The organism is Streptomyces sp. L2 (assembly GCF_004124325.1).
Classification (GTDB): domain Bacteria; phylum Actinomycetota; class Actinomycetes; order Streptomycetales; family Streptomycetaceae; genus Streptomyces.
This window is the reverse complement of sequence record NZ_QBDT01000001.1, coordinates 6406915-6423842: the sequence shown is the minus strand read 5'-3', so window position 1 is coordinate 6423842 and position 16928 is coordinate 6406915. Positions and strand designations below refer to the sequence as shown.

At 72.2% G+C, this 16928-nt stretch carries 14 protein-coding genes; 8 read left to right on the top strand and 6 right to left on the bottom strand.

Annotated features, from left to right (window positions below):
* The first annotated feature begins 8 nt into the window (after positions 1-8).
* The 5 genes from DBP14_RS28775 (at position 9) to DBP14_RS28755 (ending at position 6456) form a co-directional block, all read left to right on the top strand.
* Positions 9-773, top strand: coding sequence for an IclR family transcriptional regulator (locus DBP14_RS28775; protein WP_129310008.1), 765 nt, complete (start codon positions 9-11; stop codon positions 771-773).
* 387 nt (positions 774-1160) lie between these two features.
* The gene (locus DBP14_RS28770) at positions 1161-1955 is read left to right on the top strand and encodes an MIP/aquaporin family protein (protein WP_129310007.1); all 795 of its coding nucleotides are present in this window, start codon (positions 1161-1163) and stop codon (positions 1953-1955) included.
* A 69-nt stretch (positions 1956-2024) separates the two neighbouring features.
* The gene (glpK, locus tag DBP14_RS28765) at positions 2025-3566 is read left to right on the top strand and encodes a glycerol kinase GlpK (protein ID WP_129310006.1); all 1542 of its coding nucleotides are present in this window, start codon (positions 2025-2027) and stop codon (positions 3564-3566) included.
* A gap of 49 nt (positions 3567-3615) precedes the next feature.
* Positions 3616-5232: a glycerol-3-phosphate dehydrogenase/oxidase gene (locus DBP14_RS28760; RefSeq protein ID WP_129310005.1), complete on the top strand. Its 1617-nt coding sequence runs from the start codon at positions 3616-3618 to the stop codon at positions 5230-5232.
* Between the two features lie 312 nt (positions 5233-5544).
* Positions 5545-6456 carry a PAC2 family protein gene (locus DBP14_RS28755; protein ID WP_129310004.1) on the top strand — a complete coding sequence of 304 codons (912 nt, stop codon included), beginning with the start codon at positions 5545-5547 and terminating at the stop codon, positions 6454-6456.
* Positions 6457-6639: 183 nt separating this feature from the next.
* Here the strand turns inward: DBP14_RS28755 and mshC are convergent, their stop codons facing one another.
* From mshC to DBP14_RS28735, 4 genes are all read right to left on the bottom strand, one after another.
* Positions 6640-7869 carry a cysteine--1-D-myo-inosityl 2-amino-2-deoxy-alpha-D-glucopyranoside ligase gene (gene mshC / locus DBP14_RS28750; protein ID WP_129310003.1) on the bottom strand — a complete coding sequence of 410 codons (1230 nt, stop codon included), beginning with the start codon at positions 7867-7869 and terminating at the stop codon, positions 6640-6642.
* 116 nt (positions 7870-7985) lie between these two features.
* The gene (locus DBP14_RS28745) at positions 7986-8813 is read right to left on the bottom strand and encodes an SCO1664 family protein (RefSeq protein ID WP_129310002.1); all 828 of its coding nucleotides are present in this window, start codon (positions 8811-8813) and stop codon (positions 7986-7988) included.
* A complete protein-coding gene (locus DBP14_RS28740; protein ID WP_129310001.1) occupies positions 8777-9367 on the bottom strand; it encodes a DUF3090 domain-containing protein in 591 nt (196 codons plus the stop codon). Before DBP14_RS28740 ends, DBP14_RS28745 begins: the two co-directional genes overlap by 37 nt.
* Before the next feature lie 92 nt (positions 9368-9459).
* Complete coding sequence (locus tag DBP14_RS28735) at positions 9460-10146, bottom strand: histidine phosphatase family protein (RefSeq protein WP_129310000.1); 687 nt, start codon at positions 10144-10146, stop codon at positions 9460-9462.
* A gap of 61 nt (positions 10147-10207) precedes the next feature.
* On the opposite strand from DBP14_RS28735, the gene corA reads away from it, so the two are divergent.
* Entirely contained in the window at positions 10208-11206 is a 999-nt protein-coding gene (gene corA / locus DBP14_RS28730; protein ID WP_164992425.1) for a magnesium/cobalt transporter CorA, read from the top strand.
* 7 nt (positions 11207-11213) lie between these two features.
* Here the strand turns inward: corA and DBP14_RS28725 are convergent, their stop codons facing one another.
* Both DBP14_RS28725 and DBP14_RS28720 read right to left on the bottom strand, forming a co-directional pair.
* The gene (locus DBP14_RS28725) at positions 11214-12002 is read right to left on the bottom strand and encodes a ferritin-like domain-containing protein (protein WP_129309998.1); all 789 of its coding nucleotides are present in this window, start codon (positions 12000-12002) and stop codon (positions 11214-11216) included.
* A gap of 236 nt (positions 12003-12238) precedes the next feature.
* On the bottom strand, positions 12239-13294 hold the full coding sequence (locus DBP14_RS28720) for an LLM class F420-dependent oxidoreductase (RefSeq protein WP_129309997.1): 1056 nt from the start codon (positions 13292-13294) through the stop codon (positions 12239-12241).
* Between the two features lie 204 nt (positions 13295-13498).
* Between DBP14_RS28720 and DBP14_RS28715 the strand changes: the two genes are divergently transcribed.
* Positions 13499-14482, top strand: coding sequence for an aldo/keto reductase (locus DBP14_RS28715; RefSeq protein WP_129309996.1), 984 nt, complete (start codon positions 13499-13501; stop codon positions 14480-14482).
* The gene (locus DBP14_RS28710; protein WP_129309995.1) at positions 14479-16884 is read left to right on the top strand and encodes a helix-hairpin-helix domain-containing protein; all 2406 of its coding nucleotides are present in this window, start codon (positions 14479-14481) and stop codon (positions 16882-16884) included. The genes DBP14_RS28715 and DBP14_RS28710 overlap by 4 nt, the downstream gene beginning before the upstream one ends.
* The last annotated feature ends 44 nt before the right edge of the window (positions 16885-16928 follow it).

Below are 16928 nucleotides of genomic sequence, written 5' to 3'. Positions count from 1 at the left end.
GGACGGCGATGGCACGGAACATCCAGTCGCTCGAACGGGCGGCCGCGATGCTGCGGCTGCTCGGGGGCGGCGAACGGCGGCTCGGCCTGTCGGACATCGCCTCGTCGCTCGGCCTCGCCAAGGGCACCGCGCACGGCATCCTGCGCACCCTCCAGCAGGAGGGCTTCGTCGAGCAGGACGACGCCTCCGGGCGGTACCAGCTGGGCGCGGAGCTGCTGCGCCTCGGCACCACCTATCTGGACGTGCACGAGCTGCGGGCGCGGGCGCTGGTGTGGACGGACGACCTGGCCCGCTCCAGCGGGGAGAGCGTGTACCTGGGGGTCCTGCACCAGCAGGGCGTGCTGATCGTGCACCACGTCTTCCGGCCCGACGACAGCCGGCAGGTGCTGGAGATCGGCGCCATGCAGCCGCTGCACTGCACGGCCCTGGGCAAGGTGCTCTCCGCGTACGACCCGGTGGCGCACAGCGAGGCCCTGGAGGCCGAGCGGAAGGCGTTCACCGATCGCACGGTGTGCGAGGCGGAGAGCTTCGAGCACCTGCTCGACATCACGCGCGCGCGTGGGTACGCGGCGGACGTGGAGGAGACCTGGGAGGGCGTGGCCTCGGTGGCCGCGCCGATCCACGACCGGCGCCGGATGCCGGTCGGCGCGGTCGGCATCACGGGTGCGGTCGAACGGCTGTGCAAGGACGGCGAGTTGCGGCCCGAGCTGATCGCTGCGGTGCGGGACTGCGCCCGCGCGGTCTCCCGCGACCTGGGCGCGGGCCGGTTCTGAGCACCGGCCGGGCACCAGCCGAGCAGCGGCTGAACAACGACTGAGCGGCGGCTGACCGCCAGGTACGACCGGGACGCACGGGCGGCGTTCCGGTTCTCGCCATACCCTGAAATGGAATAAATGGGGCGAGATCGTATGAAAGTACATGAACTCCGCCAACCCACAGCGATCAATAACGATCCTGTTTTCGACAACAGAACCCTTGACGCGTGCGCGACGCCGCAGCAAGACTCCCGTCCATCGGTCGGCATTGTCGAACACCTACCGGCAATACGCGCTAGAGTGTGACAACGCCAAGGGCCGGAATTCGCTCTCACCCCCGAGGGCGCCAACCCCCGGAGGTACCCGGGGTTCGGCTTCCCTGGACGAAGGACAAAGGAGTCGCGGGTGTCCAGCTCCGACATCTTCATCGGCGAGACCATAGGTACCGCCCTGCTCATCCTGCTCGGCGGCGGCGTCTGCGCCGCCGTGACCCTGAAGGCCTCCAAGGCCCGCAACGCCGGCTGGCTCGCCATCGCCTTCGGGTGGGGCTTCGCGGTCATGACGGCCGTGTACGTCGCCGGACCGCTCTCCGGTGCCCACCTCAACCCGGCCGTCACGGTCGCCCTGGCCATCAAGAGCGGCGACTGGAGCAACGCCCCGACCTACTTCGCCGGCGAACTGCTCGGCGCGATGATCGGCGCGACAATGGTGTGGGTGGCCTACTACGGCCAGTTCCACGCACACCTCACCGACAAGGAGATCGTCGGCGGTCCGGGCGCCCAGGCCACGACGGCCAAGGCCGTGGAGGCCCAGGAGAAGGGCGCCGGCCCGGTCCTCGGTGTCTTCTCCACCGGCCCGGAGATCCGGAACGTGGTGCAGAACCTCGCGACGGAGATCATCGGCACGATCGTGCTCATCCTCGCCGTCCTCACCCAGGGCCTGAACGACAAGGGCAACGGCCTCGGCATCCTGGGCGGCCTGATCACCGCGCTGGTCGTCGTCTCCATCGGCCTGTCGCTCGGCGGTCCCACGGGCTACGCGATCAACCCGGCCCGTGACCTCGGTCCGCGCATCGTGCACGCCCTGCTGCCGCTGCCCAACAAGGGCGGTTCGGACTGGAGCTACGCCTGGGTTCCGGTGGTCGGTCCGCTGATCGGCGGTGCGATCGCTGCGGGCATCTACAACGTCGCCTTTGCTTAAAGAGCCCCGAGTCTCAGCACGCGCCGTACGTACACAGCCCCCACACCACGGATCTTTCAGGAGCACACAGTGACCGACGCCCACACCGCAGGCCCGTTCATCGCGGCGATCGACCAGGGCACGACCTCCTCGCGCTGCATCGTCTTCGACCGGGACGGCCGTATCGTCTCCGTCGACCAGAAGGAGCACGAGCAGATCTTCCCCAAGCCGGGCTGGGTCGAACACAACGCGACCGAGATCTGGACCAACGTCCAGGAAGTCGTCGCCGGAGCCGTCCAGAAGGCCGGCATCACCCGCGACGACATCAAGGCCATCGGCATCACCAACCAGCGCGAGACCACCGTGCTGTGGGACAAGAACACCGGTGAGCCCGTCCACAACGCCATCGTCTGGCAGGACACCCGCACCGACGCCCTCTGCCGGGAACTGGGCCGCAACGTCGGCCAGGACCGCTTCCGCCGGGAGACCGGCCTGCCGCTGGCCTCCTACTTCGCCGGGCCCAAGGCCCGCTGGCTGCTCGACAACGTAGACGGCCTCAAGGAGCGCGCCGAGGCGGGCGACATCCTGTTCGGCACCATGGACAGCTGGGTCATCTGGAACCTGACCGGCGGCACCGACGGCGGCAAGCACTACACCGACGTCACCAACGCCTCCCGCACCATGCTGATGAACCTGCACACCATGCAGTGGGACGAGAAGATCTGCGAGTCCATCGGCGTGCCGATGCAGATCCTGCCGGAGATCCGGTCCTCCGCCGAGGTGTACGGCGAGGTCACCGGCGGCCCGCTGGGCGAGCTGCTCGGCGGCATCCCGGTCGCCTCCGCGCTCGGCGACCAGCAGGCGGCCCTGTTCGGCCAGACCTGCTTCTCCGAGGGCGAGACCAAGTCGACCTACGGCACCGGCACCTTCATGGTGATGAACACCGGCAGCAAGATCATCAACTCCTACGCGGGTCTGCTGACCACCGTCGGCTACAAGATCGGCGACCAGCCGACCGTGTACGCCCTGGAGGGCTCGATCGCCGTCACCGGCTCCCTGGTGCAGTGGATGCGCGACCAGATGGGCCTGATCTCCACCGCCGCCGAGATCGAGACGCTCGCGCTCTCGGTCGAGGACAACGGCGGCGCCTACTTCGTGCCGGCCTTCTCCGGACTGTTCGCCCCGCACTGGCGCTCCGACGCCCGCGGTGTGATCGCCGGCCTGACCCGGTACGTCACCAAGGCGCACATCGCCCGCGCGGTCCTGGAGGCCACCGCGTGGCAGACGCGGGAGATCGCCGACGCCATGGTGAAGGACTCCGGCGACGAGCTGGTGACCCTCAAGGTCGACGGCGGCATGACCGCCAACAACCTGCTGATGCAGACGCTCTCCGACGTGCTGGACGCGCCGGTGGTGCGCCCGATGGTCGCCGAGACCACCTGCCTCGGCGCCGCCTACGCCGCCGGTCTCGCCGTCGGCTTCTGGAACGGCACCGACGAACTGCGCGCCAACTGGCGCCGGGCCGCCGAGTGGACCCCCCGCATGGACGCGGCCACCCGCGACCGTGAGTACAAGAACTGGCTCAAGGCCGTCGAGCGGACCATGGGCTGGCTCGACGAGGACGAGAGCTGACGCGGGCCGCGCAAGACCCACGACAGCTGATGAGGAGTAAGAACCCGACATGACCAGTCAGTCCACCCTGCAGACCGTGCCTGCCCTGGGGACGCACCCGGCCTCCGGCTCCCTGCCGAGCCGGGCCGAGACCAGGGAGCAGCTCTCCAAGGCGTCGTACGACCTTCTCGTGATCGGCGGCGGCATCCTGGGCATCTCCACCGCCTGGCACGCCGCGCAGTCCGGCCTGAGGGTGGCCCTGGTCGACTCCGGCGACTTCGCCGGTGCCACCTCCTCCGCCTCCTCCAAGCTGCTCCACGGCGGTCTGCGCTACCTGCAGACCGGCGCGGTGAAGCTGGTCGCGGAGAACCACTTCGAGCGCCGTGCGGTCTCCCGCCAGGTGGCCCCCCACCTGGCGAACCCGCTCACCTTCTACCTCCCGGTGTACAAGGGCGGGCCGCACGGCGCGGCGAAGCTCGGCGCGGGCGTCTTCGCCTACTCCGCGCTGTCCGCCTTCGGCGACGGCGTGGGCCATCTGCTCTCCCCCGCCAAGGCGGCGCAGGACGTGCCCGAGCTGCGCACCGAGAACCTCAAGGCCGTGGCCGTGTACGGCGACGACCAGATGAACGACGCCCGCATGGCGCTGATGACGGTCCGCGCGGCCGTCGAGGCGGGCGCGGTCGTCCTCAACCACGCCGAGGTCACCGGCCTGCGCTTCACCAAGGGCCGGGTCACCGGCGCCGAGCTGAAGGACCGCATATCCGGCGAGGAGTTCGGCGTGAGCGCCCGGCTCGTGCTGAACGCGACCGGTCCCTGGGTGGACCACCTGCGCCGGATGGAGGACCCGGACGCGGCGCCCTCCATCCGCCTGTCCAAGGGCGCGCACCTGGTCCTGAAGCGCACCTCGCCGTGGAAGGCCGCGCTCGCGACCCCGATCGACAAGTACCGGATCACCTTCGCCCTCCCGTGGGAGGACATGCTGCTGCTGGGCACCACGGACGAGGAGTTCGAGGGCGACCCGGCGGACGTCTCGGTGACCGAGAAGGACATCGCCCAGATCCTGGACGAGGCCGCGTTCTCCGTCCGGGACCAGCAGCTGGACCGGGACCTGATCACCTACGCCTTCGCCGGACTGCGCGTGCTGCCCGGCGGCCCCGGCGACACGGCCAAGGCCAAGCGCGAGACCGTGGTCACCGAGGGCCGGGGCGGCATGCTGTCCGTGGCCGGCGGCAAGTGGACGACGTTCCGGCACATCGGGCGCACGGTGATGAAGAAGCTGGAGGAGCTGCCGGGCCACCCGCTCGGCGACGACTTCGAGCCGATCTCCTCGCTGCCGAAGAAGCTGCCGCTGCCCGGTGTCGCCAACCCGCGCGCGGTCGCCCACCGGCTGCTGGTGGACCACCCGGCGCCCGGCCCCCGCATGGCCGCCGACACCGCCAAGCACCTGGCCACCCACTACGGCTCCCTGGCCTTCGACATCGCCCGGCTGGCGAACGAGGACCCGCAGCTGGCCGAGCGCGTCCACCCCGACGCCCCGGAGATCTGGGCGCAGGTCGTCTACGCCCGCGACCACGAGTGGGCCGAGACGGCGGACGACGTGCTGCGCCGCCGTACCACGCTGACCATCCGCGGCCTGGCCGCGGACGACGTCCGCGCCCGGGTGCAGGACCTGCTCGACAAGAAGTAGTCGCCCACCGCCACCTGACGAGAAACAGACCCGGGCGGCGACCGGCCCCTCCCCGACCAGGGGCCGGTCCCGCGCGAGCACCGGACCCCGCCGCACCGGGTCCGGTCGAGGGGAGAGGGGCGGTCCCGCGCCGACGGGACCGCCCCTCTCGCCCGTCCCGGTCCACCGGCTCTCGCCTCACCGACAGGGTGTTCCGGGGTGGGGAACGGGGCAGTCATCCCGGCATCCCCCCTGCGAGGGGGCTGCGGGCGCCCCCGCCGGACGCCGTAAGGTTGTGACGTCAGGTGAGGGCACGTCGGAAGGAGGCACTGGGTGATCGAGCTGGAGGGGGTTCCAGAGCTGATCGACCCAGTCATGGTGGCCGCGTTCGAGGGCTGGAACGATGCCGGCGACGCCGCCTCCACCGCGGTCGCGCACCTGGAGAGAGAGTGGAAGGGCGAGGTGTTCGCGGCGCTGGACGCCGAGGACTACTACGACTTCCAGGTGAACCGTCCCACGGTGTTCATGGAGGACGGGGTACGCAAGATCACCTGGCCGACGACGCGGTTGTCGGTCGTGCGGGTCGGCGGGGACAAGCCGCGCGACCTGGTACTGGTCCGCGGCATCGAACCGTCCATGCGCTGGCGCTCGTTCTGCAACGAGCTGCTGGGCTTCGCGCACGAGCTGGGCGTGGAGCTGGTGGTCGTCCTGGGCGCCCTGCTCGGCGACACCCCGCACACACGTCCGGTTCCGGTCAGTGGGGTCACCTCCGACGCGGAACTGGCTCACCGCATGGACCTGGAGGAGACCAAGTACGAGGGTCCGACGGGCATCGTCGGCGTCCTGCAGGAGGCGTGCGCGCACGCGGGCGTCCCGGCGGTGTCGCTGTGGGCGGCCGTCCCGCACTACGTCTCGCAGCCGCCGAATCCCAAGGCGACGCTGGCGCTGCTCAACCGGCTGGAGGACCTGCTCGACCTGCGCATCCCGCAGGGCGAGCTGCCGGAGGACGCGCGGGCCTGGCAGGTGGGCGTGGACCAGCTGGCCGCGGAGGACAGCGAGGTCGCGGAGTACGTGCAGACGTTGGAGGAGGCGCGGGACACGGCGGAGCTTCCGGAGGCTTCGGGGGAGGCGATTGCTCGGGAGTTCGAGCGGTATCTGCGGCGCAGGGACGTCCCTCCGGGCGGTAAGCCGAGGCCGCCTGCCTCCGGCGGCGGGTCCAAGGAGGATGAGGACCAGGGGGACTGAGGGGCTGGGCCCCTTGGACCCCGGGTACGAGAAGGGGCGGTTCCCTTGGTGGGAAACGCCCCTTCTTTGTGTTGGCCTCGCGCTATGGGGTGCCCCCGCGGCTGCGTCTGGCGGCTGCGGCGCCGTTTGGGCTTGTCGCGCAGTTCCCCGCGCCCCTTTCAGGGGCACCCCCGCTCAGGGCGTTTAGAGGGCCACTCCCAGTAGCGCGTCGACCGCCCTTGTCACCAGGCCCGGGGCTGCCGTGTCCGTGCCGCCCTTCGACTGCTGGGCGGCTGCCCAGCAGTCCACCGCCGACAGGGCCGTGGGGGTGTCGAGGTCGTTGGACATGGCCTCGCGGAGTTCTTCGACCAAGGTGTCGGCGGAGGGGCCGTCGGGGCGGGAGACCGCTGCTCGCCAGTGAGTGAGGCGGGTGAGCGCGTCCTGGAGGGTCTGGTCGGTCCACTCCCAGTCGGCGCGGTAGTGGTGGGAGAGGAGGGCGAGGCGGATCGCGGCCGGGTCGACGCCGTCGCGGCGGAGGGCGGAGACGAAGACGAGGTTGCCCTTCGACTTGGACATCTTCTCGCCGTGGAGGCCGACCATGCCGGCGTGGACGTAGGCCTTGGCCATCGGGAACTCGCCGGTGAGGACCTGGGCGTGCGAGGCGCCCATCTCGTGGTGCGGGAAGGCCAGGTCGGAGCCGCCGCCCTGGACGTCGAAGCCCATGCCGAGGTGGTCGAGGGCGATGGCCACGCACTCGATGTGCCAGCCGGGGCGGCCCCGGCCGAGGCTCCCGCCGTCCCAGCTGGGCTCGCCCTCGCGGGCCGCCATCCACAGCATCGGGTCCAGCGGGTTCTTCTTGCCCGGGCGGTCCGGGTCGCCGCCGCGTTCGGCGGACAGCAGCCGCATGGCGGCCGCGTCGAGGTTCGAGACCTGGCCGAAGTTCGGGTCGGTCTCGACGGAGAAGTAGATGTCGCCGTCCAGTTCGTAGGCCGCGCCCATCTCGCGCAGCCGCTCCACGAGCGGGACGATGCCGGGTATCGCCTCGACGGCGCCTATGTAGTGCCGGGGCGGGAGCATCCTGAGGGCGGTCATGTCCTCGCGGAAGAGGGCCGTCTCCTTCTCGGCGAGGACGGCCCAGTCGACGCCGTCCCGGTCGGCTCGCTCCAGCAGCGGATCGTCGACGTCGGTGACGTTCTGGACGTAGTGGACCTGCCGCTTGGTGTCGAGCCACACGCGCTGAACGAGGTCGAACGCGTTGTAGGTCGCCGCGTGACCCAGGTGGGTCGCGTCGTACGGGGTGATGCCGCAGACGTAGATACGGGCGACGGGACCGGGGTCGAGGGTGACGAGGCCGCCGGTCGCGGTGTCGTGGATCCTCAGGTCGCGGCCCTGACCAGGCAGGGCGGGGACCTCGGAAGCGGGCCAGGCATGCATGTACATGAGCCTAACCGGCCGCGAGTTGCCATGAGGAACCGGAGCGGGTCGGATGGCCGGTTGTGCGGTCTTGCGGATCGGACCCCGGTGTGCTCGTCACGTCAGCGGGTCGCCGCTCACACCGGGGGCCAGGGGATGGCGGGCCACTCCCCGCCCGGTTCCGGGTGGCGGCCGGCGGCGAGCAGGGCGTCGACCCGCGCGCGTGTGGCGTCGGTCTCGGCCGGGGTGATCAGTCCGGCCAGCCGGGCGGCCAGTTCGCCGCCGAGGGCGTCCCGCAGCCGCTGGAGGACCTCGACGGCTTCCGGGGTGAGGGGTTCGCCGGCCCAGCCCCACAGGAGGGTGCGCAGCTTGTCCTCGACGTTGAAGGTGACGCCGTGGTCGATGCCGTAGAGGCGTCCTTCGGCGGTGGGCAGCAGGTGGCCGCCCTTGCGGTCGGCGTTGTTGATCACCGCGTCGAGGACGGCGAGCCGGCGCAGCCGCTCGTCGTCGGCGTGCACGAGCAGCGCGGTGCGGCCCTCGCCGACCTCGGCGAACCCGATGGCCTTCCAGCCGGGCCCCGGTTCCTCGCCGTCCACGAGGGCGAGCAGCTCGGTGTCGGCGCTCGCCTCGATCCACAGCTGGACCATGCCCTCGCCGTAGGGGCCGTCGCGCAGCACGGTGGGCGGCACGAGTCCCCAGCCGGTGGCCTCGGAGACCTCGTAGGCGGCCACCTCGCGGCCGGCCAGGGTGCCGTCGGGGAAGTCCCACAGCGGGCGCTCCCCGGCGACGGGCTTGTACACGCAGTCGGCCTCCCGGCCGTCGAGGGCGACCCTGCAGAACAGGGCGGCGTTCGAGGCGTCCCGGATGCGGCCGCGGACGGTCAGCTCACCGTGTGCGAGCAGGTCTGCGGCCTCGGTGCCGGCGGTGGTCACGCTCCGCGGCGGTATCCGTTCTGGCGCGGACATACGTGTCCTTCCGGGTCGAGCGGGAGGCTGCACAGCGGGCACGGCGGCCGACCGGCGTTGACGACGTCGAGGGCGCGCTTGGCGAAGGCCCGGGCCTGCGCGCCGGTCAGCCGGACCCGCAGCATCGGGGGCCCGTTCTCCTCGTCCTGGAGCAGGCGCTCCTCGGCCTCGGCGAGGTCCTCCTCGGTGTCGGCCTCCAGTTCGACCAGCGCCTGCGCCTCGACGATCATGCGCTGCTCGTCGCCGTCCCAGGCCAGGGCCATGGTGCCGACGCGGAACTCCTCCTCGATGGGGGTGTCCAGCGGGCCGGTGTCGCTGATCTCCGTGGGCGTCATGGCGGGGACGGCGGCGCTGCCGCCGCTGCGCCGCACGACCTCGTCGAGCAGTTCGTCCATGCGCTCGGCGAGCGCGGCGACCTGGGTCTTCTCCAGTGCCACGCTGGTCACCCGGGGGCCTGCGGTGGCCTGGAGGAAGAACGTACGGCGTCCGGGCAGTCCGACCGTGCCGGCCACGAAGCGGTCCGGCGGATCGTAGAGGAACACCTGACGGGACACGTCCTGTCTCCATTGGATTCGAGAGTTACGGCGGTACGGGCCATGCGGGGGGTGTGGCGGTGCGGGTCGCTTCACCCTACTGCGGCCGACGATCACGGTGCGCCCGCACCGCCCCCGACCGGTGCGTCGCCCTCCGGGGGCGTCTCGTGCGGGGCGAGGGAGGCGAGGTCGCCGGTGTCCCCGAGACGCACGAGGAAGGGCCTGAGGCGGGTGTAGCGGATCGCGGTGACGGAACACGGTTCGACGGAGATCCGCTGGAAGAGGTCGAGATGGAGTCCGAGGGCGTCGGCGACGAGGGACTTGATGATGTCGCCGTGGGAGCACATGAGGTAGACGGCGTCGGCGCCGTGGTCGCGCTCCACGCGCGCGTTCCACTCGCGTACGGCCTCGGCGGCGCGGTGCTGCATGGCCCGCATGGACTCGCCGCCCGGGAAGGCGGCGGCCGTCGGGTGGGCCTGGACGACATCCATGAGCGGTTCGTCCTTCAGCTCGGCGAGCTTACGGCCGGACCAGTCGCCGTAGTGGCACTCCCCGATGCGTTCCTCGGTGTGGGCGCGCAGGTCGGGGCGGGCGTCGAGCAGGGGGCGTACGGTCTCCTGGCAGCGCTGGAGGGGGCTGGTGACGACCTCCGTGAGCGGCAGCCCGGCGAGCCGCCCGGGCAGCGCGGCGGCCTGGCCGGCCCCGCGCTCGTCGAGCGCGACGCCCGGGGTCCAGCCGGCGAGCACGCCCGAGGTGTTGGCGGTGGAACGTCCGTGCCTGACGAGGATCAACGTGGGCATGCGGCCAGGGTAGGCGCACCAGGTGGTGTGCCGGCGGTCGGGCGAGAGGAGAATGCGCGGCGTGATCATTGACTGCGCCATCTACCGGGACGGACACCGCACCGAGGGTCCGGACGACCTCGGCGACGCGCTGGCTCAGGCGCGGGCGGCGGGCGGGTTCGTGTGGATCGGTCTGCATGAGCCGTCGGAGCGGGAGTTCGCCCTGGTCACCGAGGAGTTCGGGCTGCATCCGCTGGCGGTCGAGGACGCGCTGAAGGCGCACCAGCGACCGAAGCTGGAGGTGTACGACGACTCGTTGTTCATGGTCCTCAAGCCGGTGGTGTACGAGCCGGAGGGCGACACCGTGTCGGCCGGCGAGGTCATGCTGTTCGTCGGCGACTCCTTTGTTGTGACGGTCCGGCACGGCGGGGGCGCGGCGCTGGCCGCCGTACGGCACCGGCTGGAGGAGGAGCCGGAGATGCTGGGCAAGGGCCCCACCGCGGTGCTGTACGCGATCTCCGACGCGGTCGTCGACCACTATCTGGAGGTCGTGACGGAGCTGCAGACGGACCTGGAGGAGCTGGAGGCGGAGGTGTTCCAGCCGGACGGCGGCGGCTCCCGGAACACGGCGTCGCGGATCTACACGTTCAAGCGGCAGGTCCTGGAGTTCCGCCGGGCCACGGGTCCGCTGGCGCTGCCGCTGATCAGGCTGGCCGGCACCGGCGGCGGGCCGGTCGGCGGGGTGCCGTTCGTGGACGACAAGGCGCGGCCCTTCTTCCGGGACGTGAACGACCACCTCAGCCGGGTGAACGAGGGCGTGGAGGGCCTGGACCGGCTGGTGTCGGACATCCTGTCGGCGCATCTGGCGCAGATGAGCGTGCGGCAGAACGACGACATGCGGAAGATCTCGGCGTGGGCGGCGATGGCCGCGATCCCGACGATGATCGCGGGGATCTACGGCATGAACTTCGACCACATGCCCGAACTGCACTGGCTGTGGTCGTATCCGGCGGTGATCGCGCTGATGGCCGTCCTGGAGGTGCTGCTCTACCGGCTGTTCAAGCGGCGCGGCTGGCTGTGAGCGGCGCTCAGGCGAACTCGGGGGCCGAGGTGGCGGGCCCGCCGAGAGCGTCGCGGCGCTCGGGCATGGACAGGGTGGTCATCCGGCGCCAGCCGCCGAAGCGTTCGTAGAGGTACATGGCGTGGATGCCGGCGGCGAGCAGCGCGGACTTGGCCTTGGGCCAGCCGAGGATGTGGCCCATGTGAGCCATGACGGCGAGGCTGACGTCGCGGTAGACGCGCATCTCGGCGAGCGCGCAGGTGCGCAGGGTGTCCTGGATGAGCTTGTCGTGGCCGGCGGCGGAGAGGCGCAGGAGTTCCTCGTGGGTGTAGGCGAGGTGGTTGTCCTCGTCGTCCGAGATCATGCGTACGGCCTTGCCGATCTCGGGGTGTTCGGCGAAGTGCTTGCGGAGCATGACCATCTGGTCGGAGGCGCGCTGTTCGGTGACGCGGCTGTGGGCGAGGTAGACGACGATGTCCTGGAGGGTGAGCCGTTCGTCGGCCCGGAGCCTGTCGTGGGCGAGGCCGATGCCCTGCCGCTCCAGCAGCATCGTGTAGTCGGTCTTGGGCGGTACGGGCAGGGGCTTGAGCCCGCGCTTCCTGATGAGTGCGGTGAAGATACGGCCGTGCTTGTCCTCGTCGGCGCCGTGGCGGGCGATCCTGGGGGCGAGGTCGCGCTCGCTCTCGGGGACCAGGGCGGCGATGCGGCCGTTCTCCCAGCCGCCCTGGGACTCGCCGCTGGCCGCGATGGAGCAAAAGAGGCGGAAGGACTCGTCGTTGTCGACGATCTCCTGGAAGAGACTCTTGGCCGAAAGCATGGGGGCACCTCTCTGCGCGATTCCGCAGAGACCGAGTCAAATGGGGGCGGACCGGGCTGGCAACCACCATGCGGCCGAACTCATCCGAACGGACCAGCAGCCGCGTCGCGGTCGGGGCGTAACCGCACGGTCGCCGGCGCGTTGTTCCTCATGACGGCCGTGGCGGGGAAGACCCCCCGAGCCCCCACCACGGCCGCGGAAACCTCTCGCGATCAGTCCCGCCCGGGCCCGGCCGGTCAGGCGAGTCCGGCGCGCTCCAGGGCCTCGCTGCCGGCGCGCAGCGAGGCCAGGCGCTCGTCGAGGGTGAAGCCGGCCGGGGCGAGGTTCAGGGTGGTCACACCGACGGCGGCGTAGGCCCGCATGCGGTCGGCGATGCGGTCGACGGAGCCGAGCAGGGTCGTCTTGTCGATGAGGTCCTGCGGGACGGCCGCCGCGGCTCCCTGCTTGTCGCCGGAGAGGTACTTCTCCTGGATCTCGGCGGCTTCCTTCTCGTAGCCCATGCGCTGGGCGAGTTGGTTGTAGAAGTTCTGCTTGAAGCTGCCCATGCCGCCCACGTACAGCGCGGTGTAGGGGCGGAAGGTGTCGGCGAGCCGGGCCACGTCACTGTCCTCGCCGACGGCGAGCGGCAGGGTGGGGGCGACGTCGAACCCGTCGAGGGTCTTGCCCGCCTTCTCCCGGCCCGCGCGCAGGTGGGTGAGGGTGGTGTCCTCCAGGTGCTCGGCGGACGGGAAGATCAGCAGGGCGCCGTCGGCGATCTCGCCGGTCTGCTCCAGGTTCTTCGGGCCGATCGCGGCGATGTACAGCGGGATGTGCTCGCGCTGGGGGTGCACGGTCAGCTTGATCGGCTTGCCCGGGCCGCCGGGCAGCGGCAGCGTCCAGTGCTCGCCCTCGTACGACAGCCGTTCCCGGGTCATCGCCCGGCGCACGATCTCGACGTACTCGCGGGTGCGGGCGAGCGGCTTGTCGAACCTGACGCCGTACCAGCCCTCGGAGACCTGGGGGCCGGAGACGCCCAGGCCGAGGCGGAAGCGGCCGCCGGAGAGCGAGTCGAGGGTCGCGGCGGTCATCGCGGTCATCGCGGGCTGACGGGCCGGGATCTGGAAGATGGCCGAGCCGACGTCGATGCGCTCGGTCTGGGCGGCGACCCAGGAGAGCACGGTGGCCGCGTCGGAGCCGTAGGCCTCGGCGGCCCAGCACACGGAGTACCCGAGCCGCTCGGCCTCCTGGGCCACGGCCAGGTTGTCCCCGTCCATTCCGGCACCCCAGTACCCCAGGTTGATCCCGAGTTGCATGCCCAATCCCCTTACCCATGAGTAACGTCCCAGTGGACCGACCTTAGCGGAGGGGAGTGTTCACCGGGGAGCGCCGTGAAGGTTTCGGTGCGTGGTGGTCTGCGGGTGCGTGGTGGCTGGTCGCGCAGTTCCCCACGCCCCTGACAGGAAAGGGGTTGTCCACAGGCAACCCATCGCACCGGCTCTGGCCAGTAATCTCGCCGCATGGAGCAGAGGCATCTCGGCCGTACCGGCCTGCGCGTGTCCCGCATCGGCCTCGGCACCCTCACCTGGGGCCGGGACACCGACGAACACGACGCCGCGGACTTGCTGAAGGCGTTCTGGGAGGCCGGCGGCACCCTCGTCGACACCGCGGACGTGTACGGCGACGGCGAGTCGGAGTATCTGCTCGGCCGGCTGATAGAAGGCCTCGTACCGCGCCGGGATCTGGTCATCTCCACCAAGGCGGGCAGCGTCCCCGACCCCGACCGCCGTTTCGACGGCTCGCGCGGCCATCTGCTCGCCGCCCTCGACGCCTCCCTGGCCCGCCTCGGCACGGACTACGTCGACGTGTGGCACGTGCACGCGTACGACCCCGGGACCCCCCTGGAGGAGACCCTCCAGGCCCTCGACCTGGCCGTCAGCAGCGGCCGCGCCCGGTACGCCGGCGTGTCCAACTTCTGCGGCTGGCAGCTGGCCAAGGCCGCCACCTGGCAGCTCGCGGTGCCGGGCGCCCGCACCCGGCTGGCCAGCACGCAGATGGAGTACTCGCTGCTCCAGCGCGGCGTCGAGCGCGAGGTGCTGCCCGCCGCGCTCGACCTGGGCGTCGGCCTGCTGCCCTCCTCCCCGCTCGGCCGGGGTGTGCTCACCGGCAAGTACCGCAACGGCACTCCCCCGGACTCCCGCGGCGCCCTGGAGCACCTGGCGCCGTTCGTCGAGCCGTACCTCGACGACACCGCGACCCGCATCGTGGACGCGGTGACGACCGCGGCGGACGGGCTCGCGGTCACCCCGCTGCAGGTGGCCCTCGCCTGGGTCCGGGACCGGCCCGGCGTCGCCGCGCCGATCGTCGGCGCGCGCACCGCGCAGCAGCTCACGGCCGCGTTGTCAGTGGAGGCCCTTAGTCTTCCTGACGAGATCTGCCGGGCGCTGGACGATGTGTCGGCGCCCGTGCACCGATATCCCGATCACGACTGGAGCACGCTGTGAGCACGGAGCCGGAGACCACGGAGGAACCCGGACCGCGGACCCCGGACCACCGGGAGCCCGAGGACGGGGACACGGCAACGACCGACAGCGGCCCGGCCGAGGACGCCGGCGAGGACGCGGCGGGCGACACGACGGCGCCGGGTACGGGTACCGGGGCCGAAGGGGCCGAAGGGGCCGACGCGGCGAAGTTGTCGGAGGCCGAGGCCGAGTTGGCCGCCCAGCGGGTCGAGCGGGAGCGGATCGCACGGCGGAAGGCCGAGAAGGACGGGCCGATCGCGAGCGGGACGAAGCTCAGCGGCAAGGCGGCGGACCTGCTCGCCGCGGTCCGCGCGGTGGAGAGCGGCGAGAAGCCGGTCACCGCGGTGTTCGACGAGCCCGAGCCGGCCCCGCGCCGCCCCGCCCCGGAGCCCGTCCGCCGCCCGGAGCCCACCCCGGCGGTCCGGCCCGGCGGTCCCGCGCCCGAAGCCGTCGACGCCGTACGCGGCGTGCTGGCCGAGGGAGGGGCCCCGGACGCCCTCGCGCCTCAGCTGGCCGCCGTCCTCGGCGAGGGCGCCGGCGCCGCCCTGCGGGACGACCCGTGGCAGCTGCTCCGGGTCGCCGGTGTGCGGCCGGAGCAGGCCGACGGGTTCGCGCGGACGCTGCTGGGCGCGGAGTGCGGCCCGGACGACGAGCGGCGCGGACGCGCGCTCACGGTCTGGCTGCTGGAGCAGGCCGCCGTGGCCGGGCACACCGCCCTGGACCTGCCGGCGCTGACCACGGCGCTGGACCGGCAGGGCGTGCCGGACGCCGACGCCGCCGTGCAGAACGCGCTCGCGGAGGGCGAGGCGCTGGCCTTCCAGGACGCCTTGGAGGAGCCCGGCGCCCCGGCGCCGCGGGAGGAGGGCGAGGAGGAGGCCGAGCGGCCGGTGCGGGTCCTCGTCGGCCTGGAGCGGTACGCCCTCGCCGAGGAGAGCCTCGCCGACGGCCTGGCCCGACTGGTCAACTCCGTGTCCGAGGAGGCGTCGGAGACCTGGGAGAAAGCGGCGGCCGAGCTCCCCGGGACGGCCGGTGCGTCGGGAGGCGCGGCGGAGCTGGCCCGCGCGGTCGCGGCGTACGGCGTGGTCCTGCACACCGGCGGTGAGACCGCCCGGACCGAACCGGCCGCACTGCTCGCCGCCGCCCGCGCCGCGGGCCTGCGCGCCTTCGCCGCCTGCCACACCCCCGACGGACAGCGCCACTTCGCGACACTTCTCGCCGCCGCGGAGAACAGCGGCCGTCAGCCGGCCGGCACAGGCACCGATGCGCTGGGGGCGACCGGGGGCGACGGCCCTGAGGCGGCCGCCATGGCCACCGCCGGGCCGCCCGACCCCTCCTCGGCAGCCGGCCCCCGGCGGACCGGGAACGGCGGGGCCGAACCGGTCGGCACCGGCGCCGGCCCGCTGCTCCCGGCCGGCGACGGCGGGCACCCGATGGTGGGGACCGTGGACGGTCTGCTGGCCGGGGTGGAAGGGCCCGGGCGGGACGCGGAGGGTGCGCTGGATCTCGATCTGCTGGTCGTGCTGGACGCTCCCCAACTCGGCGTGGAGAGTGCCGCGATGCTGGTGGAGTCGCTGGCCGACGGCACCCGGCTGGTGTTGAGCGGCGATCCGGCGGTGCTGTGGTCGGCCGGCCCCGGGCGGGTCTTCGCCGACCTGCTCGCGGCCCGCTTCTGCCCGCAGATCGCCTCCCGCACCCCCGATCCCGGGCCGCTCGGCGAGCTGGTCTCGGGCATCGGCGTGGGTGAGCTGAACCAGGTGGCGGCGCCCGGCAAGGAGATCGTGATCGTTCCGGTGCGGGACGCGGGCGAGGCCGTGCACCGGACGGTACAGCTGGTCGCCGACTCGGTGCCGCGCGCGCTCGGCGTTCCCGCGGAGCAGACGGTGGTGATCACCCCGGGGCACGGCGGCGCCGCGGGCACCCGGGCCCTGAACGCGGCCCTCAAAGAGCGTCTCAACCCCGGCCCGGGCCGTTTCGGCGGCTTCGACCCCGGTGACCGGATCGCCTACTCCCCCGCCCCGGGCCGTACGGTGGCGGGCCGGGTGGTGCGGGCCGACGCCGACGGGCTGCACGTGGAGTGTGCGGGCGCCCCCGTGGTCGTACCGAGGGAACAGGTGGAGCGGTCGCTGCGGCACGGCTGGGCGCTGACGGCGCACCAGGCGGTGGGCAGCCGCTGGCCGGCGGCGGTCGTCGTGCTGCCGGGCGACGCCACGCGGGCCCTCAGCAGACCGTGGGTGTACACGGCGTTCGGCCGGGCGGAGCGCCACCTGTCCGTGGTCCACGGAGTCGAACAGGCCCTGCCGAAGGCGGTGGCGGAGATTCCGGCCAAGCCCCGCACGACCCGTCTGGGGACCCTGCTGACCACACCGGCCCACCCGGAGAACTAGCGCGGAGCCGCCTCCGCGGCCAGGACCGGCGGTGCCGTGTCGCC